This is a genomic window from Streptomyces sp. NPDC006326 (genome assembly GCF_040612915.1).
Taxonomy (GTDB): Bacteria; Actinomycetota; Actinomycetes; order Streptomycetales; family Streptomycetaceae; genus Streptomyces.
The window spans coordinates 1-19,911 of the sequence record NZ_JBEXRC010000047.1 but is presented as its reverse complement, the minus strand read 5'-3'; the positions used below and the strand labels follow the sequence as shown (position 1 = coordinate 19,911).

General features: G+C 70.8%; 20 protein-coding genes and 1 pseudogene. 7 read left to right on the top strand and 14 right to left on the bottom strand.

Features of this window, described 5'->3' with window-relative positions:
- Window positions 1–40: 40 nt before the first annotated feature.
- The 3 genes from ABZ128_RS28920 to ABZ128_RS28910 all read right to left on the bottom strand — a co-directional run bounded on the left by ABZ128_RS28920 (window position 41) and on the right by ABZ128_RS28910 (window position 4,459).
- On the bottom strand, window positions 41–3,595 hold the full coding sequence (locus tag ABZ128_RS28920; protein ID WP_356852018.1) for an amino acid adenylation domain-containing protein: 3,555 nt from the start codon (window positions 3,593–3,595) through the stop codon (window positions 41–43).
- Between the two features lie 321 nt (window positions 3,596–3,916).
- Entirely contained in the window at window positions 3,917–4,138 is a 222-nt protein-coding gene (locus ABZ128_RS28915) for an MbtH family protein (RefSeq protein WP_356852016.1), read from the bottom strand.
- Window positions 4,139–4,183: 45 nt separating this feature from the next.
- A complete protein-coding gene (locus ABZ128_RS28910; RefSeq protein WP_356852015.1) occupies window positions 4,184–4,459 on the bottom strand; it encodes a hypothetical protein in 276 nt (91 codons plus the stop codon).
- A 209-nt stretch (window positions 4,460–4,668) separates the two neighbouring features.
- Between ABZ128_RS28910 and ABZ128_RS28905 the strand changes: the two genes are divergently transcribed.
- From ABZ128_RS28905 to ABZ128_RS28895, 3 genes are read left to right on the top strand one after another with little or no spacing between them, the layout of a single operon-like run.
- Complete coding sequence (locus ABZ128_RS28905; protein WP_356852014.1) at window positions 4,669–5,655, top strand: helix-turn-helix transcriptional regulator; 987 nt, start codon at window positions 4,669–4,671, stop codon at window positions 5,653–5,655.
- 21 nt (window positions 5,656–5,676) lie between these two features.
- Window positions 5,677–5,946 (top strand): GNAT family N-acetyltransferase, encoded by a 270-nt coding sequence (locus ABZ128_RS28900; RefSeq protein ID WP_356852012.1) that lies wholly within the window; start codon window positions 5,677–5,679, stop codon window positions 5,944–5,946.
- A gap of 32 nt (window positions 5,947–5,978) precedes the next feature.
- Window positions 5,979–6,248: a hypothetical protein gene (locus ABZ128_RS28895; protein WP_356852010.1), complete on the top strand. Its 270-nt coding sequence runs from the start codon at window positions 5,979–5,981 to the stop codon at window positions 6,246–6,248.
- Here the strand turns inward: ABZ128_RS28895 and ABZ128_RS28890 are convergent.
- The 7 genes and pseudogenes from ABZ128_RS28890 to ABZ128_RS28860 form a co-directional block, all read right to left on the bottom strand.
- Window positions 6,134–6,454, bottom strand: a pseudogene (locus tag ABZ128_RS28890) (hypothetical protein); the annotation flags it as partial. The gene ABZ128_RS28895 and the pseudogene ABZ128_RS28890 overlap by 115 nt on opposite strands.
- Before the next feature lie 12 nt (window positions 6,455–6,466).
- Window positions 6,467–8,155 carry a tetratricopeptide repeat protein gene (locus ABZ128_RS28885; RefSeq protein WP_356852008.1) on the bottom strand — a complete coding sequence of 563 codons (1,689 nt, stop codon included), beginning with the start codon at window positions 8,153–8,155 and terminating at the stop codon, window positions 6,467–6,469.
- Window positions 8,101–8,526 carry a hypothetical protein gene (locus ABZ128_RS28880; RefSeq protein ID WP_356852007.1) on the bottom strand — a complete coding sequence of 142 codons (426 nt, stop codon included), beginning with the start codon at window positions 8,524–8,526 and terminating at the stop codon, window positions 8,101–8,103. Before ABZ128_RS28880 ends, ABZ128_RS28885 begins: the two co-directional genes overlap by 55 nt.
- A 123-nt stretch (window positions 8,527–8,649) precedes the next feature.
- Window positions 8,650–8,940, bottom strand: a complete 291-nt coding sequence (locus tag ABZ128_RS28875) for a Tn3 family transposase (protein ID WP_356852005.1) — start codon at window positions 8,938–8,940, stop codon at window positions 8,650–8,652.
- The gene (locus ABZ128_RS28870) at window positions 8,904–9,041 is read right to left on the bottom strand and encodes a hypothetical protein (RefSeq protein WP_356852003.1); all 138 of its coding nucleotides are present in this window, start codon (window positions 9,039–9,041) and stop codon (window positions 8,904–8,906) included. Before ABZ128_RS28870 ends, ABZ128_RS28875 begins: the two co-directional genes overlap by 37 nt.
- Before the next feature lie 193 nt (window positions 9,042–9,234).
- Window positions 9,235–10,752 (bottom strand): PH domain-containing protein, encoded by a 1,518-nt coding sequence (locus tag ABZ128_RS28865; protein WP_356852002.1) that lies wholly within the window; start codon window positions 10,750–10,752, stop codon window positions 9,235–9,237.
- A complete protein-coding gene (locus ABZ128_RS28860; RefSeq protein WP_356852000.1) occupies window positions 10,749–11,279 on the bottom strand; it encodes a PH domain-containing protein in 531 nt (176 codons plus the stop codon). Before ABZ128_RS28860 ends, ABZ128_RS28865 begins: the two co-directional genes overlap by 4 nt.
- A 99-nt stretch (window positions 11,280–11,378) precedes the next feature.
- On the opposite strand from ABZ128_RS28860, the gene ABZ128_RS28855 reads away from it, so the two are divergent.
- Window positions 11,379–11,990 carry a TetR/AcrR family transcriptional regulator gene (locus ABZ128_RS28855; protein WP_356851998.1) on the top strand — a complete coding sequence of 204 codons (612 nt, stop codon included), beginning with the start codon at window positions 11,379–11,381 and terminating at the stop codon, window positions 11,988–11,990.
- A 306-nt stretch (window positions 11,991–12,296) separates the two neighbouring features.
- A complete protein-coding gene (locus tag ABZ128_RS28850) occupies window positions 12,297–12,695 on the top strand; it encodes a hypothetical protein (RefSeq protein ID WP_356851996.1) in 399 nt (132 codons plus the stop codon).
- A gap of 129 nt (window positions 12,696–12,824) precedes the next feature.
- Here ABZ128_RS28850 and ABZ128_RS28845 read toward each other — a convergent pair whose 3' ends face one another.
- Window positions 12,825–13,259 carry a hypothetical protein gene (locus ABZ128_RS28845; protein WP_356851994.1) on the bottom strand — a complete coding sequence of 145 codons (435 nt, stop codon included), beginning with the start codon at window positions 13,257–13,259 and terminating at the stop codon, window positions 12,825–12,827.
- A gap of 476 nt (window positions 13,260–13,735) precedes the next feature.
- On the opposite strand from ABZ128_RS28845, the gene ABZ128_RS28840 reads away from it, so the two are divergent.
- Window positions 13,736–14,101 carry a hypothetical protein gene (locus ABZ128_RS28840; protein ID WP_356851992.1) on the top strand — a complete coding sequence of 122 codons (366 nt, stop codon included), beginning with the start codon at window positions 13,736–13,738 and terminating at the stop codon, window positions 14,099–14,101.
- A gap of 552 nt (window positions 14,102–14,653) precedes the next feature.
- Here ABZ128_RS28840 and ABZ128_RS28835 read toward each other — a convergent pair.
- Both ABZ128_RS28835 and ABZ128_RS28830 read right to left on the bottom strand, forming a co-directional pair.
- The gene (locus ABZ128_RS28835; RefSeq protein WP_356851990.1) at window positions 14,654–14,962 is read right to left on the bottom strand and encodes a hypothetical protein; all 309 of its coding nucleotides are present in this window, start codon (window positions 14,960–14,962) and stop codon (window positions 14,654–14,656) included.
- A 314-nt stretch (window positions 14,963–15,276) separates the two neighbouring features.
- Window positions 15,277–16,110, bottom strand: a complete 834-nt coding sequence (locus ABZ128_RS28830; RefSeq protein ID WP_356851988.1) for a PIG-L family deacetylase — start codon at window positions 16,108–16,110, stop codon at window positions 15,277–15,279.
- A 991-nt stretch (window positions 16,111–17,101) separates the two neighbouring features.
- Between ABZ128_RS28830 and ABZ128_RS28825 the strand changes: the two genes are divergently transcribed.
- Entirely contained in the window at window positions 17,102–17,491 is a 390-nt protein-coding gene (locus ABZ128_RS28825) for a hypothetical protein (protein WP_356851987.1), read from the top strand.
- 1,483 nt (window positions 17,492–18,974) lie between these two features.
- On the opposite strand, the gene ABZ128_RS28820 is transcribed toward ABZ128_RS28825, so the two are convergent.
- The gene (locus ABZ128_RS28820; protein WP_356851985.1) at window positions 18,975–19,538 is read right to left on the bottom strand and encodes a hypothetical protein; all 564 of its coding nucleotides are present in this window, start codon (window positions 19,536–19,538) and stop codon (window positions 18,975–18,977) included.
- Window positions 19,539–19,911: the final 373 nt, after the last annotated feature.

The following is a 19,911-nucleotide window of genomic DNA, read 5'->3' as shown; positions in this document are numbered from 1 at the left end:
TCGCCCCCGTCCGCTCGCGTCGTTGTCGTCGCCGTGTGGCTCAGCGCAGCAGCGCGAGCAGCGCCCGCATCTCGTCCACGCTCATCCCGCTGATCCGCGACCTGAGGTGCTGGTCCACCTCTTCGGCGAAGCCCCGCAGGCCGGGCGCGGCGAACACCGTCCGCAGCGGCAGCTCCAGCCCGAAGCGGGACCGGAGCCGGCCGGTCACCTTGGCAGCGATCAGCGAGTGGCCGCCCAGCTCGAAGAAGTTGTCGTCCGGGCCCACCGCATCGAGTTCCAGCACCTCGCACCAGATCTCGGCGACGGCCCGCTGCACGGGACCGTCCAGCGGTGCCCGCCCGCCTGCGGCGCCTCCGGCCGCCTGCACCGGGTCGGGCAGCCGGTGCCGGTCGATCTTGCCGTTGGCGTTGAGCGGCAGCCGGTCCATCACCAGCAGGAACGGCGGCCGCATGTGCTCGGGCAGCCAGGCCGCCAGGTGCCGGCGCAGCGCATCCTGCTCGGGCGCCGCGGCCGGGTCGAGCGGCGTGACGTAGCCCGCCAGCCGGTACCCGGCCGCCGTCCGCGAGGCCACGACCACGGCGTCCCGGACCAGCTCGTGGTCGCGCAGCACCGACTCGATCTCGCCCAGCTCCACCCGCATGCCGCGGATCTTGATCTGGTGGTCGTTCCGGCCGACGAACTTGATCGAGCCGTCCGCCCGCAAGTACCCCTGGTCACCCGTGCGGTAGAGCCGCTCCCCCGAGCCGAACGGGCTCGCGACGAACGCCTGCGCGGTCTTCACCGGGTCGCTCATGTAGCCGCGGGCCAGGCCGCGGCCGCCGATGTAGAGGTCTCCGGTCACGCCCACGGGCAGCGGGTTGAACGCGGCGTCCAGCACGTGCACCGTGTTGTTGTCGAACGGCGCGCCGACGCTCACTGCCCCGGTGTCCTCGGCGTCCGCCGCCCCGCAGGTGCGGATGGTGGAGTCGATGGACACCTCCGTCGCCCCCCACGTGTTGTGCAGCGCGCCGGGCATCGTCTCGGCGAACCGGCGCACCGCCGCAGGGGTGAGGGCCTCACCACTGGACACGGTGTTGCGCAGCGCACCCAGCTCGATCCGGTCCTGCGGGGTGACAGCCTCCATCAGCAGGTTCAGCATGCTCGGCACGGTCTGCAGCAGCACCGTCCGGTAGCGCTTCGCCGCCTCCAGCACCGCCTGCGGGTCCCGGTGCAGACCCGGCTCGATCAGGGCGATCCGGCCCCCGTACATCAGCGGCCAGAACAGCTCCAGCGCCGAGTCGTCGAAGGTCAGCGTCGTCTTGTGCAGCACCGTCTCGCCGGGCCGCAGGGCGTGCTGCTTCTGCATCCACACCATCCGGTTGACCCAGCCCTCGTGGGTGCTGGCGACGCCCTTCGGGGCACCTGTCGAGCCGGAGGTGTAGTAGACGGATACCAGGTTCCGCGGGTGCACGGCCACCTCGGGCCGGCCCCCGGGAAGCCCCGCGATCTCCGCCCAGTCGGCATCGACCCGGACGAGGTGCGCCACCTCGGGTGCCGCGTCGGCCTGGTGGCCGAGCGTGAGGCAGACCTCGGCGCGCGCGTCGGCCGAGATCTGCGTCAGCCGGTTGCGGGGGGCCTCCGGGTCGAGCGGCAGGTATCCGGCGCCCGCCTTGAGGATCGCCAGGAGGCCCACCACCAGCTCGGGGGAGCGGTCCATGCACAGGCCCACGACGTCGTCCGGGCGGACGCCCAGCCCGACGAGGTGGCGGGCCAGCCGGTTGGCCCGCCCGTCGAGTTCGGCGTACGTCAGCCGCTCCTCCCCGAGGACCACGGCGTCGGCGTCGGGAGTGGCGTCGACCTGGTCCTCGACCAGCGCGTGCAGGCAGCGGTCGGCCGGGAACTCCGCGGCCGTGGCGTTCCAGGCGTCCAGCTGCGCCAGCTCGGCCGGCGTGCACAGCCGGAACGAGGCGAGGCCGCCGTCCGGGGCGTCCAGGACCTGGCCGAGCAGGCCGAGGAAGTGCTCCGCGAGCCGCTCGGCGGTGGCCCGGTCGTACAGGTCGGTGCTGAACTCCAGGTTGCAGTCGAAGGATCCGCCGGGCCGCCGCGTCACGAACAGCGTGGTGTCGAACCGCGAGGTGGCGCCGTCCACCGGGACCGCCTCGGTCCGCAGCCCGTCCAGGGGCAGGTCCTGCGCCTCGTCGTCCTGGTAGGCGAAGACGGTCTGCACGAGGGGGGAGTGGCTGCTGACGCCCTGGAGTCCCAGCCGTTGCACGATCTGCTCGAACGGCACGTCCTGGTGGTCCAGCACCTCCAGGCAAGTCCGGCCGACGGCGCCGACGTACTCCCGGAAGGTGTCCCCGGCCCGGTGGCGGGCCCGGAACGGAACCGTGTTGACGAAGAAGCCGACGAGCCCGTCGAGGCCCGGGTGGTGGCGCCCGGCGACCGGGGTGCCGATCACCAGGTCCTGCTGGCCGGTGTACTTGTGCAGGGTCAGCAGGAACGCGGAGAGCATCGTCACGTAGACGCTCACCCCGTGCTCCCGGCTCGCGTCCAGCACACGGCCGCCCAGCTCGGGGGGGACCGCGAACCGCACGTGGCCGCCGTCGTAGGACTGCACTGTCGGCCGCGGCCGGTCGGTCGGGAACGCCGTCAGCTCCGGGGCGCCGGCGAGTTCCCGCTCCCAGAACGCCAGCTGGCGCTCGCCGGTCCCGCCGTCGAGCCAGTCGCGCTGCCAGGTGGCGAAATCCGCGTACTGCACGGCCAGGGGCTCGCCCGCCGCCGGCCGGCCCGCGCGGGCCGCCGCGTACCCGGCGCCCAGGTCCGCCAGGATCACCCCGGTGGACCAGCCGTCGGTGACGATGTGGTGGAAGGTGAGCAGCAGGTACGCGTCCTGGTCCCCGGTGCGGAGCAGCGCGGCGCGGAAGAGCGGGCCGGCGGCGAGGTCGAAGGGGGTGGCCACGTCGGCGAGGATCCGCTCGCGGGCCGCGTCCTGCGCGCCGTCCCCGGCGGCCCGCAGGTCGGCGACGGCCAGTTCCACGGCCGCCGGCTCCGCAACCCGCTGCACCGGCCGGTCGTCCTCCAGCACCATCGAGCTGCGCAGCACGTCGTGACGGGACGCCAGGTGGTGCAGCGCCGCCCTCAGCGCCTCCACGTCGAGCTCCCCCTGGATCCGGTACAGCATCGGCTCGTTGTAGGCGGGGGACTGCGGGTCGAGCTGGTGCAGCAGCCACAGGCGCTCCTGGGCGTGCGACAGCGGCCGCGCGGCACCCCGTACCGCCTCGGAGGCCTCGGCGTTCGCGGCGACGGCGCCGGCGGACTCCGCCTCGCCGAGCAACCGGACGCTGCCGTGCAGGACGGCCGCGAGCCGGGCGGGGCTGCGCTGCTCGAACAGCCAGGACAGCGGAACTTCGCCGGCCACTCCCGCACGGATCCGCATCATGGCCCGGGCCGCGAGGATGGAGTCCCCGCCGTGGTCGAAGAAGTCGGCCTCGGGCGCGAACTCGGCCAGACCCAGGGTGTCCGCGAACACCTGCGACAGCCAGGCCGCGGTGTTCTCCGGGGCTTCCTGTGATTCCTGTGGATCCTGCGAAAGCTGGAGGGCAGCGTGAGAAGACAAGGGTGTTCCCCCGACGAAATAGGCACACAGCGCAAAGGCGCGAAAAAGGACGGTCGAGGGGCAGGCGGAAAGGGCCTCCCCCCGCTTCCGGGTTCCCCGCAGGGCTCCCGGGCAAGGGTGGTCGCCGCTCGGCGGCCTGTGGAGCGGCTGAGCGGTTGGCGGTGCGGGCGCTGCCCGCTGCACGGCTGACCGTGCGGAGGGGCCGGACCGGCGCGGGGCTTGGGCGACCCGCCCGGCCGGACCCCGACGGGCCGGGCCGGACGGGTCACCGAAGCAGGATCACGCGAGGCCGGATCACGCGTCGGGTTCGGCGGGGCCGGGTCAGCGGCCCGCCGAACCCTCCATCGCCTCGACGAGGCTGGTGGGCCGCATGTCGGTCCAGTTCTGCTCGATGTAGGCCAGGCACTCCTCGCGCCGGCCCTCCCCGAAGACTGCGGTCCAGCCTTCGGGCGCGGTGATGAACGAGGGCCACAGCGAGTGCTGGTTCTCGGAGTTGACCAGCACGAGGTAGGTGCCGTCGGGGTCCTCGAAGGGGTTGCTCATGGTTGCTCCTGATCTCTTCCTGGGGCCCGGCGCCCGGGCGCCGCCTCAGGCGTCGCGCCGGGGCGCTCCCCAGCCGGTGTCGATGCGTGCTGCCGGGTTCTCGGCGTGCGGGGCACCCCAGCCGGTGTCGATGCGTGCTGCCGGGTTCTTGGCGCGCGGAACACCCCACCCGGTGTCGGAGACGCCGTCGGTCGCCTGCACGGCGGTCGCCTGCACGGCGGTCGGCTGCGCGAGGCCGGCGGCCGTCGCACCGGCCGCGCCCACGAGGGCGGCGGCGGCGAGCGCGCAGGTGTTCCGGACAACAGCGGTGAAGTGCCTCATTGCGTTCCTTAACAGCAGTTCGTGGGGGAATCCTCACTCGGAATCCCCCTGCGCCCCCCTGGCACGCCCTTCACTCTTCCAAACGATCGCGGCCGAATCTTTACCAGTGGTGGATCATCAAGGTGCATGTCCGCATGATGAGCACTGGATGAACCTACGTGAACCAGCACCAACCGGACACAATTGACGCCGGTCACCCCTCCGACGTCATGCGTGCCGCCTACCGCCACGCACTGCGCCGCCCCTCCGTCACCTCGGACGACGTCGCGGCCGGCCTGGGCATTCCCCCCGCCGAAGCCGAGCGAGCCTGCACGGAACTGACCGCCATGGGCCTGCTGCGCGAGGACCCCGGCAAGCCTTCCGCTTTCGTCGCCGTGGAACCCGAATCCGCCGCCGAGCGCGTGATCGCGCCGATGGAACGCGCCATCCGCGCCCAGCGCGCAGCCGTCGAGACCCTGCGCGGGCAGCTGCTGGAGTACAGCCGCATCTACGAGGAACGGCCCGCCCCGAGCGGCGGCCGCGAAGGCGTGGAGTTCATCGCCGCGCTGAGCAGCGCGAGGGCGGCCATCGCCGAGCTCGCCGCCCGGTGCGAGACGGAGGTGGTCACCTCCCAGCCGGGCGGCGGGCGCAGGGCGGAGGTCCTCCAGGAGGCCATCGCCCGGGACGAGGCGATGCTGGAGCGGGGGGTCGCCATGCGCACCCTCTACCAGCACACGGCTCGATTCAGCCAGGGCACGCGCGAATACGTGGAGCGGGTCTCCCAACGCGGGGCCGAGGTGCGGACACTGGACGACCGCTTCGTCCGGTTGCTGGTGTTCGACCGCAAAGTGGCCGTCATCGGGGTCGAGGGCGACCCGGGCGCCGCGATCATCGTGCGCGAGCCGAACCTGGTCCACTTCATGCTGAGCACCTTCGAACTGTGGTGGGTCAGCGCGACGCCGTTCCCCCTGGAGTGGAACAACCGGGATGTCGCGGACATCTCCGAGCAGCTGAAGCAGCGGATCACCCTGCTGCTGAGCGAGGGCCTGACCGACCAGTCCATCGCCACCCGCATGGGTATGTCCGTTCGCACCTGCCGCCGCCACATCGCCGAGATCATGGACCGCCTCGGCGTGAAGAGCCGCTTCCAGGCGGGCTACCTCCTCGGCACCCAACGCGCCGCCACCCGCCCGGACACCCCGCCCACCGGGGAATAGCACCGGGCGAAAGGACGACGAGTGCCCCAGCCGATCACCGACCGCCGAAACCGCACCGCCACCCTGGAGGACGTCACCCCGGCCGACGACCAGCGCCATGCCGAGGGTGAGGTCGTCGGCCACGTCATGGGGGCGTACGACGACGAGGGCGGCACCCACTGGATCGGCGGCCTTGTCGTCAACGAGTCCGAGCAGGGCAAGGGCGCCTGGCCGCCTCCCCGGACTGCCGCGAGATCCGCCTCTCGTACCACCCGGTCGATTTCGAAAACGAGGAGATCGTGGCCGCCCTGAGGCCGATCCACTGGCCCGCCTAGTATTCGGCCATGACTCACTCGGGGGACAAAACGCATACCATCACCACACGCGGCCAACTGACCGCACTGGCCATCCTGCTGGCCGCCATAGCCGGACTCGCGAAGTGGCACGACGGCCCGGTCTACTGGTGCGGCGCCCTCCTCGGCCTCGTCGGCATCGGCGGCTACTTCACCCGCTTCGACAGTCCCCGCGGCGCAGCCCAATGGCTCCTCGCCGCCGTCGGCTTCTGCATGGTCGCCATGTTCACCATCCAACTCCTGATCGGCGTCTTCTCCTGACCCCAAACGGCCATGGGCGCGGACAGGGGCACGCGTCCCAGACCGTGAAATGCAGTCCGCGCCCGCGTGTCGTCCACAGCTCCCTGCGTGACCAGCCTGAGAAGGCTCCGGTCTCGCCGGCGCCCGCCGACCCGGCCGCGGGCCCGCGTGGAGGCGAGCCCGTCGTTCGTGTTCGCCACGATCAGCTCGCGCTGGAACTCGGCGAGCACAGGGCCTCCTCAACCGCCACTGGCTGCGGCGTTCCTGCGCCGCAGCCTGTGCCACCATCGGCTCTGTGGCCGTTGGGTGGACATGGCTGACGCTGTCTCCAGCGCGTTGCGGGTGCTCAGGGTATGCGTGTGCTCGTCGCCCAGGATGCGGACGCGGTCGTCGAAGGTCCGTCGCAGCAGCTGTATCGCCTCGGCCTGCTCACCTGCACTGGTCAAAGCGAGCGCGAGGTTGTGGCGACTGGCAAGGGTGTCCGGGTGCTCGGGGCCCAGGATGCGGGTGCGGTCCTCCAGGGTCTGCCGGTGCAGGCGCACTGCTTGTGCGTGCTCGCCCATCCCGTCCAGGGCGAGGCCGAGGCTGTCCCGGCTGGCCAGCGTATGCGGATGCTCGGGGCCTAGGACACGGGTACGGTCGTTGAGGGTCTGCCGCAGCAGACCTACCGCCTCGGCATGCTCACCCGTCCCGTCCAAAGCGCATGCGAGGTCATTGCGGCTGGTCAGGGTATCGGGGTGCTCGGGGCCCAGCATGCGGGTCTCGACGTCGAGGACCCGCTCATGCAGCAGGCGCGCCGCACCGAAAGCGCCGGCCTTCTGCAGCACCTGCGCCAGGGCGTTGAGGGTGGTGCGGTGGTGTGTGGCGGTGCGCGGGTCCGCGTAGTCGAGCAGCAGAGGCAGGTGGGGGGCGAGAAGCACGGCTGCAGGCCAACCAGCGCGCCCGCGCTGGTTGGCCTCGTGCACGGCCGTGGTCAGCCGCTCGGCAAGGGCCCCGTGCCACACGGCGAGCTCGGAGGTCTCGGCCGTGAGGGCGACAGCATTGATCTCTCGGATCAGGGGATGCAGCACCACCTGCGCCCCCTCACTGCTGCCCGACGCCGGGCCGGTGCTGCCGGGAGAGTGGGGCAGGCCGAGGAGACCGTAGCGGTGCAGGCCGGCGAACGCGGCCTCCAGGGCCGCCGCGGTGACCTCGTGTCCGGAGACGACGGACAGCAGGTCCGAGGTGATCAGGGACAGTGGGACAGGGGCCTGAGCCAGCAGGGCCAGCAGTCGCAACAGGGGTCGGGCCAAAGCGTTGCCCTCCCCGGCGAGCTGGTCCAAGGACACCTCCCAGGTGTGCCGCACCACGGCGCGGGCGATCTGCGGATGGGAGGCATCCGGGTGCGCCGCTCCCAACAAGAACCGCAGTTCCTGTTCCAGGGCCTGGCGGTAGGCGGCAAAGGTGCGGTAGCGGCTGGTGGGTCCGGCCAGATAGGTGCCGGCCGCGTGCAACGCCAGTGGCAGCCCGCCCAGTCGCGCCGCCAGCTCCCGGGCCTGCTCGGCGGTGCCGGCTGCGGGAGCAGCGTCCAGCAGGACCTGCCCCGCAGGCCGCACCGGCAGCGGCTCCAGTGGCAGCAGCTGTGCGCACGGACCCCAGGTCTGCTCGCTGCCATCCCGGCTGGTCACCACCAGCAGACCCCGGCCGTGAGGACGGATCCAGCCGCGATAGTCGGCCACCGGCTCCCCTGCCGGGCCGATCTCGTGCGGCTCGTCGGCGTTGTCCACGACCAGCAGCCACCGCCGCACCCGGCCCAACTGTCGCCAGACCACATCCGGCAGGCTCGCCTGCCCCGCTCGCGCGGCCTCCAGCTCTGCCTCTGGAAGGCCGCAGGTCAGCGCCACCTGCACCATCTGCTGCGCCAGCTCGGCACCGTCGCGCCAGCGCACCCAAACACTCGCCAGCCCGCCGCCTCGGCCTGGGTGGCCAGTTGCGCGGCCACCGTTGTCTTGCCCATCCCGCCGACCGCGCACAGCACCGCGAACCGGCCTTGTGGCCGCCGAAGCATGCCTGCCAGCACGGCGAGTTCTCCCTCACGCCCCCGCACCCGCTGAACATGCGGGGGGCGCAACGAAGCCTGCTGGCCTCGGACCAGTCGGCTCACCGGTGCCAGCCGCGCCGGGGGCCTTGCCGCGGCATCCAGATGCCCGCCCCACAGCAACAGCCCGATGCTGCCCACCACCAGCACGGCGAACACCGGCCAGATCACCCACGCCTGCGCCGCCCAGCCAGGCACCGCCGCACTCGCGTAATTGGTCACCGGCCCCAGCACAGCCGCCACCAATGCGGCCCCTCCCGCTACCGCCGACCCGGCCCACGCACCCCGTCCACGCCCCATGGTCTGCCACCCCCGTCCACCGTCACCAGCATGCTCCCGCCTTGATCACGTCCATGGAAGCCAGCCGGGTGACGGCCGCGCGGAGGTTGTCGACGGTGATGAAGTGCCGGCGCACGTGCGCAGCGCGGCCTCGGTCTCGCCGTGCTCGCCCGTCGCCACGATCGCCCGGATGCCCATATTCGTGCCCAGCGCGAACAGGGCGAGCAGCAGGCGCCGCTGGAGGGTGGCGCGGTCGATGGGCTCGTACGCGGCCACCGAGGAGAACTCGTCGGTGAAACCGGTGAGGAAGTCGGCGGTCTTCAGCACGTCCAGCAGGTCGAGCACGCCCCACCGCATACGACCTCGTCCTTGAGTGCCTGGAGGCCGGTGGGCTCGTCCACCGGTTCCAGCTTCGGCACGGTGATCCACGGCTCGCCCTTGCGGGTGGTGACCTTCACCCGCCCGCCGTGCCGTCCGCGAGCGCCGCCGACAGCCGGTCCAGGCCGTCCGTCGCGCTTCAGGCCCGCGGTGAACTCAGCGGGGTTCTCGGGCTGGCGGATCGCGGCTTGGCGGGTTGAGCGTGTGGCATCGATGGCGGCGTGTGACTTTTCGAGATAGATGACACTGGATCGCGGTGGTTGCCACCGAGAGCTAGCGCCGCGCAGCGCCGAGCGGCTGCTCCAGGAACTCTCCGAGCGTGCCGGGCGCGGCCGCCTCCGCGAAGTCGACCGCCTCACCCGCCGCCATGTCGCGGATGCGGTAGTTCTCCTCGCCTGCCGCCACAGCCGCCGTCAGCGTGACCAGCCCGGCGCGGCGCGAGAAGGGCGTGTCGGTGAAGGTCCAGGCGGCGATGGCCTCGCGGCGCAGGGCGACGGTGTCGCGGTGGAAGGTGCCGGAGCGGATGAGCAGGTGACGGCCACGGATGCCGTGGCCGAGCGCGCGGTGCGCATCGCGCGCGAGGGCATACGTGACCGGGGTGGCCGCCAGCAGCACACCGCCAGCGCACCACAGCAGCACGGGGGTGAGGAGCGCGCCGAGGACGGTGAGCGCCAGGACGGAGGGGAGGACGCACCACAGGATGGCGCGCACGAACCTGCGGCGCAGGGCGGCCCGCGGGTGCGCCACGAGCGCATCGGCCGCCAGCGGCTCGCCGAGCATCGCGTCGCACACCCGCAGCGCCTCGGCGCGGGGCGCGGGCGGCAGGACGGCGCTGCGCTTGCGGTTCTCCTCGCGGTTGCCGAGGCCGCCGGCGACCGCGCGGACGGTCGCACCGCCGCCTGCCCGCAGGAGCATGGGCTCGCGCAGGACGACGCCGCGCAGCCGAGCCCGTTCGATGGATACCGAGCGGGTGGTGAGCAGGCCGCGCCGGACACCGAGGGTGGCGGAGTCAGTCCATTCCAGGCGGAACTGCCACCAGTTCTCGGCGTAGAGGGCGACCGCGCCGATGCCGCCGAGGGCAGTGACGGCGAGAAGTGCGAGGGGGATGGTGAGCCAGAGGGCGCTGTGGCCGAGGTCCTCGAAGCTGTGGCGGATGAACCCGATGCGCCAGGGTTCGACGCCGATTCCGTCCAGGATGCGATAGGCGCCGCCGGCCACGGCGAACACGCCGCCGAAGATCCAGAAGGTGAGGGGGGCGTAGCGCAGCCAGCGGGGGTCGGCGGTGGACAGGACGGGGTCGTCGGTGGCGGAGGTGTCGGCGCGGGCGAGGAGTTGGGCGCGCAGGCGTTCCGCGGCGGGGCGGGCGAGGCACTCCAGGGAGAGTTCGCGGTGGCCGCCGCCCGTGCCGGCGGTGCCGGCGCGCAGGACAGTGACGCCGAGGAGGCGGTGCAGGGGGTTGGCGGTGAGGTCGACGTTGCGAATGCGGTGCAGGGGGATAGAGCGGACGCTGCGGGTGACGAGGCCGGTATGGAGTTCAAGGGCATCGGCGGTGACGCGGTAGCGCGTGCGCCGCCAGGTGAGGAGACCGGCGGCGGTGATCACGGCGAAGGTGGCGGCGATGACGAGGAGCGTGATCCAGGCGCGAGCGTCGAGCCGGCCGCCGGTGGCGAGCGCGGCGAGGGCCAGCGAGCCGAGCGGTGCGCCGAGCCAGCCGCAGTGGACGGCGAGGGTGCGCGGGTCCAGTCGGTGCCACTGCACCTGCGGGGCCGTGGTGTTCAGGTGCTCGCTCATGCCGCGTCCCCGGGGACCAGTTGGGCGGCGTCGCCGATGCGGTGGGCGAGTTGTTCGGCATCGGCGGCGGACAGGCCCGCGATCTTTATGTCGCCGGCCGTGGAGGCGGTGGTGACAGTGACCGTGGCGAGGCCGAGGGCCTGCTGCAGCGGGCCGTGCACAGTGTCGACGGTCTGCACGCGGGAGAGGGGGGCGATGCGGCGCTTCTGCCAGAACCAGCCGCTGGCTGCGTAGACCGCGAGGTCGCCGACCTCCCAGGCGTGCACCCGGTAGCGCCAGCGCGGCATGATCAGGACATACGCGAGGGCGGGCAGCACCAAGGCGACGAGCAGGAGCGGCCCCAGCCAGGGCAATGCGCCGGGGAAGAAGAGGAGAGACAGGACGAGCAGTGTCACCGCGGCGAGCAGGAGCGGCCCACTGACGGTCAGCAGCGCCTGTACGGCCCACCAGCGGCGGGCGCGGGGGTCGACGCGGTGGCGTGGCGGCCGCAGGGCGAGCCCCTGGACGTGTTGTTGCCGTTGACCCATCGCTGCTGCCCCCACGCTTTTCCAAGTCGCTCGTATTGGACGTCCGCTAAGCTATAGCAATACATTCGACTTGCAAAACCTCGGGAAGGTGACCAGCCCGTGCCCAAGCGCGTGGATCACGAGGAACGGCGGCAGCAGATCGCCGAGGCGCTCTGGCGCATCGCCGCAGCGCGCGGGCTGGAACATGCGAGCCTGCGCGACGTGGCCGCCGAAGCAGGCATCTCGCTCGGCCGTCTCCAGCACTACTTCGCGAGCAAGGGCGAGATGCTCGTCTTCGCCCTCGACCACATCAGCGGCCTCGGGGAGCAGCGCATCCTGGCCCGTATCAACACGCTGCCCGCCACGCCCTCGCCGCGCACGATCCTGCGCGAGTGCCTCGCCGAGATGCTGCCGCTCGACGCCGAGAGCCGCGCCGCCAATCTGGTACAGATCGCCTACTTCGTGCGGGCCGTGCACGACGAGCGGCTGCGCCGACACGCCAAGGAGGGCATTCCCGCACTCCAGGCGCTCTTCGCCGACCAGGTGCGGGCAGGGATCGAGCGTGGCGAGGTGGCGCCGGAACGAGACCCACAGGCCGAGGCGACACTACTCATCGCGCTGACCGACGGCCTGACCAGCTTCGCGCTGCTCGACGTGTACGCGCCGGAGCGAGCACTGGAGCTGATTGACCATCACCTCGATGCGCTCTTCTCCGGAAACAGACAACCCTGACCAAGCGCTCCGCTGGAGGTGCGGTCACTCGGCTGCGGACTCCTTGGTGCCCCCTCAATGCCGCAGCCCCGCGCCCCTACGCCCCGACAGGCCCCAGCTCCGGCAGCTATCGCCCACCCCCTGGCCGGCCGGGATAGCCGGGGTCGACGACATCGACCCGGTCGCCGCTGAGTACCCGGTCCGCTCAACTCGCCCCTTCGAAGAAGGCAAGCAAGAAGGCCAGCACCGAGAACAGTGCCGATCTGGATGGGGTCGATGGATGCCGCGGAGCCGCGCTCAAGGTTCGGCGGCACAGGATAGCGGGCTGTGACTGAGCACTTCAGTTCGGCTCCCGCCCGCTCGCCCCGCTTCACTCCGGAGCGCCGCCAGGCGTTCCTGGCGCACCTGGCCGCGGGCCTGACTGTCTCCGCGGCGGCTGCCGAGATCGGCATCACCACCGCGGTGGTCTACCAGCGACGCACACGCGACCTGGCTTTCGCTTCGGCCATGGATGCTGCCCTTCGCGCAACCAGCGGGCAGCGAACCAAGCAGATGCCGGTCACCCAAAACCAGTGGGAGGTCTTCTTCACGCACCTTGCCACCGGGGTCGCAATGCGACAGGCAGCTCTGGCCGCTGGAATCCGCCCCGAGGCCGTCTACGACCGCAGGCGCACCGACAAAGCCTTCGCGTGCCGGACCGACCGACTACGCGGCACTTCGAGATAGCCAGGGCACCGGTCCGGGTCAGTGTCATCGCGCGCACGACAATCACCGAGGGGGTTTGACGCCGCTGGCTTCAGGTTGCAGGGGCAGAGCCTGGACTGGTCCACAAGCTCGGGGATGCATGTCCCCGGGTCAGCGCCGCGGGACCTTGTCAGCTGCGATCTCCCCTCCACGCGCCCAGGCCAGCGCCGCGTGCATGAGCTGTGTGGTCGTGGCGTCGACCGATCCCAACATCACAGACCAAGGGCTCGCCGCCAGAGTAGCCGCGACCCCGAGGACAGCCCACTCCGAGTTCGAGGCGTACACCGGAGGTTCGTCCATCGCCGGCAGCTCCGTGACTCGGGCCCAGTCCACGGACGTCCGCACACCCTCCTCAGGCCCGTTCCCCAGGTACTCAGTACCCAGGGGGCGGCCGTCCACGTCCTCCAACCGCAGCACGTCGGCGTCGAGGAACTTGGCCGGCCACACGTTGTGCTCGGTCAGGAGGAAAATCGCAGCCTCTTCACACTGGTCGCGGGCTGACCCACAGCCCCAGTGACGGGCCGAGTCCCAGAGCAGGAGGGCCATCCTGACCGGCCGGTGCCTTCGGCCTGGAGGGCAGCGAAGTCCGCGTGCGCCGCTTCGACGGCTTCGGGGTACGCCTGGCGTTTCTCGTGCTCGGCGAGCGCCCAGTAGATGCTGGCCAGGCCGGAGTTCTCGGCGGCACAGCCGTTGGCGCTAACGGAGATTCCGGCGGCGTGCTGGCCGCCGCGGTCCCCGGCCGGTCTGCCGAGGTCTGCGAGCTGGCGGAATGGTCGGCCCTCCACGCCGAGGACGCCGGCCTGCTCGCCGAGGACCCGCTCGGCCCCCTGCGTCCGACCTGCGCTCCGCCCTGCGCCCCGGGGAACGCACTGCCGCCCGGGCGAACGGCCGTAAAGCGCCGCAGAGTTATGCCCAAAAGGTGACTTACTGCTACCTGACCTGGTCGGATAGCAATGTTCCCGGCGCCCGGTACGGCCCGCCGACGGTCGGCGGGGAGCCCGGCGCGCCGAAGGGAACCCCTCATGATCCGCACCCGTTTCGCCGCCGCTCTGGCCACCGTGGCCGTCACGGCCCTCGGGTTCGCCGCGAGCCCCGCCTCGGCCGCGCCCGGCGACCTCCTCACCATGTGCTCCAGCACGCTGACCCCGGACGGCTGGGTGGACGTCCAGTGGTGGAACAGCGGTGGCTGCGGCTCGGGCTTCAACCCCAACACCAAGCAGATCAAGGACCTCAGGGGCTACCCAGTCGGCACCCAGGTCAACGCCTGCGCGTCCACCTGGCCGCCGGCCGGCTGGACCATCCAGAGCAGCTACTACTCCAGCGGCTGCCGCTACTCCTCCGTCCCCAGCTTCAACCCCAACACCTGGACGCTGAGGCGCACGTCCTGACCCCCGCCGGGTGGATATTCGGTCGCCCCGCCGGGGGCCGCTACCTACGGCCTTGGGGCTGGTAGGCCCGCATGTTCAGGAGTCGCGTATTCGCCGTAGCTGTCGGCCGATCGTCACCCTGTGTCGGTGCTCTGCGGCATGATGATCGGCGCGGACACCGAGATACTGATAGACGTCTGGCAGCGGCTTCTCGCCGACCCTCACAAGTCGTGGGTGCTGTTCGAGCATGGCACTTGTGTCGTGCTGACCGCTCCGGAAGGGGAGCTTGCTGAACAGGCAACCGACCTCCTGAAGAAGTTCGGCCCGGCGCATGCCGGATCTTCGGCAGGAGACTTTGGGTTTGATCGACCTCAAGGACGTGGAGGGATGGGTCGTCACTGGGCATCACAACGACGTCCTTACCTGTGTCGGCCCCGATGAGCCTCAGGATCAGTCGCAGATCGCTGTCGGGCTGTTCGGACGTTGCAAGCGTCACAGGGACGGCACCGAGCTTCACGTCGTCCACGTTGAGGACAAGCGAGGTTCGGTGGCCCCAGCGTAAGTAGCCGCGCTTCACCGCTGGTGGACGCCTGGGGCGTATCGGCTCCAGGTCCCGCCGGCTTCGGTGACCAGGCGGGTGGCGGTCTTGTCGTGATAGCCGAGTGCCTTCGCGATGACGGGGGCTGGGGCCTGGAGGACGAGCTGGCGGATCGCCGAGGTCCTGCCGCGCTGCGGAGGGACGCCGATCTCACGCAGGTGCACTTGGAGGCTGACCGGCCACTCACTGAGCCGCCGCATCGTCCGGGTCCGCCGCTCCACCGCGTCCGCGATGACCTCGTCCACCCGCCGGGCGGGCGGAGCCTCATGGTGCGCGGTGATCACATGGCGGCAGGATCCACAGGGCGCCGCGCGACCGTACGGCCCCTGCAGCAATGCCGGCCCCGCCGCCACGCGGGCGTGTTACAGGCGTGCCCTCGTCACCTGAGCCGACGAGTCGGACACACGGTCAACGGTCAGCCGGGCTCCGGGGCGAAGCCGACGGCTGCGCTGCCGTGTGCCCGACGAGGTCGAAGCGATAGCGGCCCACCGCTCCCGCAGGGAGCCTGATCGCGCCTCCAGCGGAAGGGCGCTCCCGGCCCCTCTCGATCGAGCCGTGCGGCCGATTGACCTCTAGCAGACCCCGGCCGGACGGGCGGTCAGCGGAGTCCGGCGAAGAGATCGTTCTCGGGTACGGCCGCACCGGTGGCGTCCTTGACACGTACGAAGGTCTCCGTGCCCATCAACTCACCGAACGTCTCCTTGCCCATCTTGAGGAAGAAGATGTTCTCGCCCTGACTGGCGTGCGCGGCCAGCGCATCGAATTTCTGGCCGCTGTATGCGGTGGTGTCCACCCACGTGGTGATCTCGTCGTCGGGGAGGCCGATCTCGGCCATCGCGGCGGTCTCGGCGGGATCCGGCTCCGGCATGTCCTCATGGAACTCGCGCATGATCTCCCCGAACCGCTGCATCGCCGAGCGGGGCACCGTCGTCCAGTACACCTTCGGAGTCAGCGCGGTCATCTCCAGCGCCGCCATGGTGATGCGGTGGGCCTGGATGTGGTCGGGGTGGCCGTAGAAGCCGTTCTCGTCGTAGGTGACGACCACATCGGGTCGGTAATGCCGCATGAGTTCCGCAAGTCGGGCGGCGCCTTCCTCCACTGGAGTCTGCCAGAAGGACCCGGGGGCGTCGTTGCTCGGCCAGCCCATCATCCCGGAGTCGGCATAGTCCAGCATCTCCAGATCGCTGATTTTCAGGACGTCACAGCTCGCCTCGAGTTCTTGACGGCGCATCAAGGCCACGGCCGCCGGATCGTGCCCGGGATCACCCGGCTTGACACCCCCCGGTCCGTCACCGCAACCGCCGTCGGTACACGTCACAAGAACCGTGCGGATGCCTTCCGCCGCGTACCGCGCGAGGACCCCTCCGGTTCCGGTGGCCTCGTCGTCGGGGTGGGCGTGCACAGCCATGAGCGTCAAAGGCCGGTCAGTCATGAAACAGTCCTCCTGCAGAAATACTTCTTCGTCCAAAGTAGGCGGCTGGCGTGCCGCGATCCCGGGGCCCGGCCCGGACCCTGCCGGGCCGGCGACCTTGTGGTCTCCTGCTCCCAGCCCGCGGCACCGGTCCCTCGGTCGATGCAACCGTGTCCGCCGGCCCGAGTGTTCCCAGCAGGACTGTGCCGCGGGATCGCGCGGGAGGAAGAGACGCGGCGCGGGTCGGCCGGCTCGACGAAGACGCCTGTCGCCGCTCCGGCGGCGTGCTGGCGGGCCCGGCAGACGGTGGAGGCGACGTTCGTGTCCCAGGTGGGTGAGCTGGTGCAAGGCGGGCGACGCCGTAGCCGGTATGCGCCAAGCGGGGGAGCTCACGTCGTGACCCGGTACGTCCCAGAACCGGTCAACGGGGTCCAGGGACCGGCCGGGCGTGGCGCGACCGATCTGCCAGGAGGCGGCGCCGGTACGCGTGGAGCCTGTGGTGGACCAGGCCGGGGGAGTGGCGGACGATGCAGAGCCCCCCGGGAACCGGCCCGACTTCGGAAGCGCCGATTCCGAAACCGCTGCGAGTCGACTACCGCACCGGTGGTCGAGGCGCGACGACGAGTACGGCGTGCAGCCAGGCGCGGTACGGACCGCCGCGGCCGAGCACATTCCGCTGCCGCTGCCCCAGTTCGACGACCCGGACCCGTCGGTACGGCAGGCTGGGACCGGGAGACCGAGCCCCTGGTGCGGGCGGAGGTGCTCGCAGGCATCAGCCGGCTGGACCGGTCGCTGGGCGCGGCCTTCGCAGACACCGCCATGAACCCGGCCGAGCCGGCCCAGGAGCGGCTGGCCGCGGTCCTCGCCTGCCTGGACGCTGTCACTCCTCCCCGCGGACTCGCCATCGGCCCGGCTCCAGCGCCGACTGCGGCGGCGCCTCGGACCGGGGCCTCGGGAAATCTGAGTACGAACGCGGGTACGACCGACGGGCTGGGCACGGTTGGCTTGGGGCATGAGTATTTCTGTCCCGCCCTCTGGTGAATACGGCCGGTACCCCGAAGTGGATTCCGCGCCCTCCGGCCACGAGGACGAAGACCTGCCCGGCCCCCGGGCCCGGACGGGCACGTTCTCACTGTTCGCGGGAGCCCTGGCCGTGGCGATGGGTGGATTCCCGTGGCTGCCGGCCGCCGTCTTCCCCGTGTGGCTACGGTACTTCCCCCTCTACCTGACCGTGCCGATGGGAATCTGCGCGCTGGTCTCCGGGATAGGTGCCCTGCGCGACATCCGCGGCCAGCTGGATCCGGCTCGCGGGCGGGCGCGGGCCGGAATCGCCCTAGGCGCGGTCGCCGCAACCGTGCCGGTCGGTGTCGTCGTGTGGGGCTTCTGGGTGCTCAGCATCTGACCCCGCATCGGTCCCGACCACCCCGGGCCGGCCCCGTTCCCGTACAGCCGCGGCGGCTCGGAGAGTGGATGCCTGGTCTCCCAGTGGCTGTCCGTGATAATCGCCCGGCAGGGCCGCCAGGCCTCCACGATGTCCAGCTCATCGGGCGGCGGCGACAGCTCTTGCACCCGGACCATCCCGGACGACCACGGCCGCCACCCGTACAGAGCGGACGCGAACAGCTTGACCGGGCTTGGGCCGGGCTTCTCGTAGGTGACTGTCACGGTGCAGCCCGTGCCCGTCGTCGGGTCGCCGCCCGCGCCTCAGATGCTCTCGCTCCCCACTGAGAAGGGCCACCATGAGGGCCACGACATCGGCACGGCCGGTCTCAGCCGAGGCCGGCAGCTCGGCCAGCCCGGAGGACAGGCGCTGGTCACGCTCCGCGTCTGGGAGGGAGCATGCGGCCCTATCGGCGGGACGTACCCGTTCTCCAGAGTCTATCCCGAGATTAAAATGACGCACCGAGGTTGACGAGTTTGCCCTTACGGGGCGTGAAACTGTTAGGGCTGATCTTATTGTGAAGTCAGCAGGAGCCCTGACGGCCCCTCAATCTGCCTTTTCGATGGAAGGCCAGCTCCCCGTGATCCCACCCCTTCCCGACGGCCCGCCACCCCTCTCCTTCCGCTGGCTGTTTGAGCCTGGCCCCTGTCCGGCCGGATGGCTCTTCTACGGCCTGCTTGGTCTTGGCCCGTGCGGAGCGCGGGCGGTGGCTGGAGCGGAGCGGCCCCCGCGGGTCGGCCGGAGGTCGGCCCGTGGGGGCCGGCCCCTCGTCGATGCGGCCCCTGAGAGTCTCTCAGCCGGGCGTGTGCGGCCACGGGGTGCCGACGGTGCTCCGGGACGGGTGCGGTGGGTGCGCCGCGCCGGCGTGCCTGTTGGTGGGAGGCTGGGGCTGTGATGGGGCGGTGGGCGGGGATGCGGGTGTACAGGGCGTACTAGGACGAGCCGGCGGGGCCGGTGGCCGGCCACGCCTATGTCGAGCTCGTCGGCGGCCCGTCGGACGGCCAGCTTCTGGACATGACCAGGATGACCGCGGAGGACTTGGTCGACGGGATGCTGCTGATCCGACACGGGCTTGTTCGGCCCGAGGGGCCGCTTCACTAACACCCCCCGACCCTGCGGGCGGCGGTGGGCGGTTCGTGTGGAACGTCGACACGCCTTGACGGCGCGTTCGGGCCGGTTGCGCCGAGGTGCTGGCGGGTGGCTAGGGTCGGGTGCAGCCCGCGCCGATATGGCGTGCGCGGGTGAGGCTCGGCGCTCCGGTCCCCGGGGGCAGTGCCACCGGCCGCCCCAAGCAGACATTCGGTGGGCGGCGAGAGGTCACTCTGCGGCCGCCTCGGCGAGACGGGCCCAGCGGCCGTGGGCTGCAGGGGGGTTGCGGGGCGCGGGCCGGCGCCTAGGGGGAACGTCGCTCGGTAATGCGTCTATCGTTCCGGGCCTGATTGCCTTATCCAATTTTCATCTTGCAGGCTTCCGGGTTGTCCGCACAGATCTTCTGATACTGCTCAACCAACTTTGAATTTATGTTTTGGTGCACGATTATATGCGCTTCGGCATTATCCCGCGAGTCGTACTCGCCGTTTACCTGCATCAGGTAAATCTGCTTCGTTTGCCCAGGCGTGACCCTTATGGAATCCCAATTCTTGCCTTCGAGGTCGTGGTTCTCGCAAGTCGTTTCTTCGTACAGCTTTACCTCTGCGAGCACGTCCACTGCCTGGGAAGGCTGAAGTACCATTTGGACGCGCAGCTCCCCTCGGGTTTCGTCTGCTGCACACAGTCGGCGTGTCAGGCTATCGCTGGGCCGGGAATGTGTAAGGGTGAATGTGCGCGGTGGAATATTAAACCGCACACGGGTTACGTTGTAGCTGGGAAATGTGCCCCCGTCTTTTACGGCAAAAAATCCGCTAACAACGACCGTGTGAACTGAAGATGCGGTAGCGGGATTCGTCATACCCGCAAACGGGATGGGGGCCAACAAAGTGGCAGCCGCTATGATGTGTCCGAGTTTCATGATGGCCTGGCAGATATTGAGTCGGGTTGAGGGGCGCCGCGCCGCAAGGAGAATATTCGGTGTGCGGTTCCTTACACCAGAGTCCCACTGTGGCCGAACTGACGCATTTCAAGAGAAGGCACCCGCTACCCGCGGAGCCTGGAGGCGAAGCCGGAAGGGCCCCGGGTGGGGGAGCGGAGCGGACCCACCCAACGGGCCGCAGGCCCGGACCCCGTGAAACGGGGTCACTCAGGCCCGCGGAGCGGGCCGTTCGGGTGGAGCGCAGCGGAACCCGAACCCGTCCGGAGCGAAGCGCAGGACCCCGGCCCGATGGGCCGGCCCTGGGGGGGGGGGGGGGCGCGGGGGGGGGGGGGGGGGGGGGGGGCGGGAGGGG

Bases quoted from the DNA above. Each gene is read 5' to 3' on its own strand.
- ABZ128_RS28915 (WP_356852016.1), bottom strand. From the start codon at position 4,138: ATGAGCAACCCCTTCGAGGACCCCGACGGCACCTACCTCGTGCTGGTC.
- ABZ128_RS28910 (WP_356852015.1), bottom strand. From the start codon at position 4,459: ATGAGGCACTTCACCGCTGTTGTCCGGAACACCTGCGCGCTCGCCGCC.
- ABZ128_RS28905 (WP_356852014.1), top strand. From the start codon at position 4,669: ATGCGTGCCGCCTACCGCCACGCACTGCGCCGCCCCTCCGTCACCTCG.
- ABZ128_RS28895 (WP_356852010.1), top strand. From the start codon at position 5,979: ATGACTCACTCGGGGGACAAAACGCATACCATCACCACACGCGGCCAA.
- ABZ128_RS28875 (WP_356852005.1), bottom strand. From the start codon at position 8,940: ATGCGGTGGGGCGTGCTCGACCTGCTGGACGTGCTGAAGACCGCCGAC.
- ABZ128_RS28865 (WP_356852002.1), bottom strand. From the start codon at position 10,752: ATGAGCGAGCACCTGAACACCACGGCCCCGCAGGTGCAGTGGCACCGA.
- ABZ128_RS28860 (WP_356852000.1), bottom strand. From the start codon at position 11,279: ATGGGTCAACGGCAACAACACGTCCAGGGGCTCGCCCTGCGGCCGCCA.
- ABZ128_RS28845 (WP_356851994.1), bottom strand. From the start codon at position 13,259: ATGGCCCTCCTGCTCTGGGACTCGGCCCGTCACTGGGGCTGTGGGTCA.
- ABZ128_RS28840 (WP_356851992.1), top strand. From the start codon at position 13,736: ATGATCCGCACCCGTTTCGCCGCCGCTCTGGCCACCGTGGCCGTCACG.
- ABZ128_RS28830 (WP_356851988.1), bottom strand. From the start codon at position 16,110: ATGACTGACCGGCCTTTGACGCTCATGGCTGTGCACGCCCACCCCGAC.
- ABZ128_RS28825 (WP_356851987.1), top strand. From the start codon at position 17,102: ATGAGTATTTCTGTCCCGCCCTCTGGTGAATACGGCCGGTACCCCGAA.
- ABZ128_RS28820 (WP_356851985.1), bottom strand. From the start codon at position 19,538: ATGAAACTCGGACACATCATAGCGGCTGCCACTTTGTTGGCCCCCATC.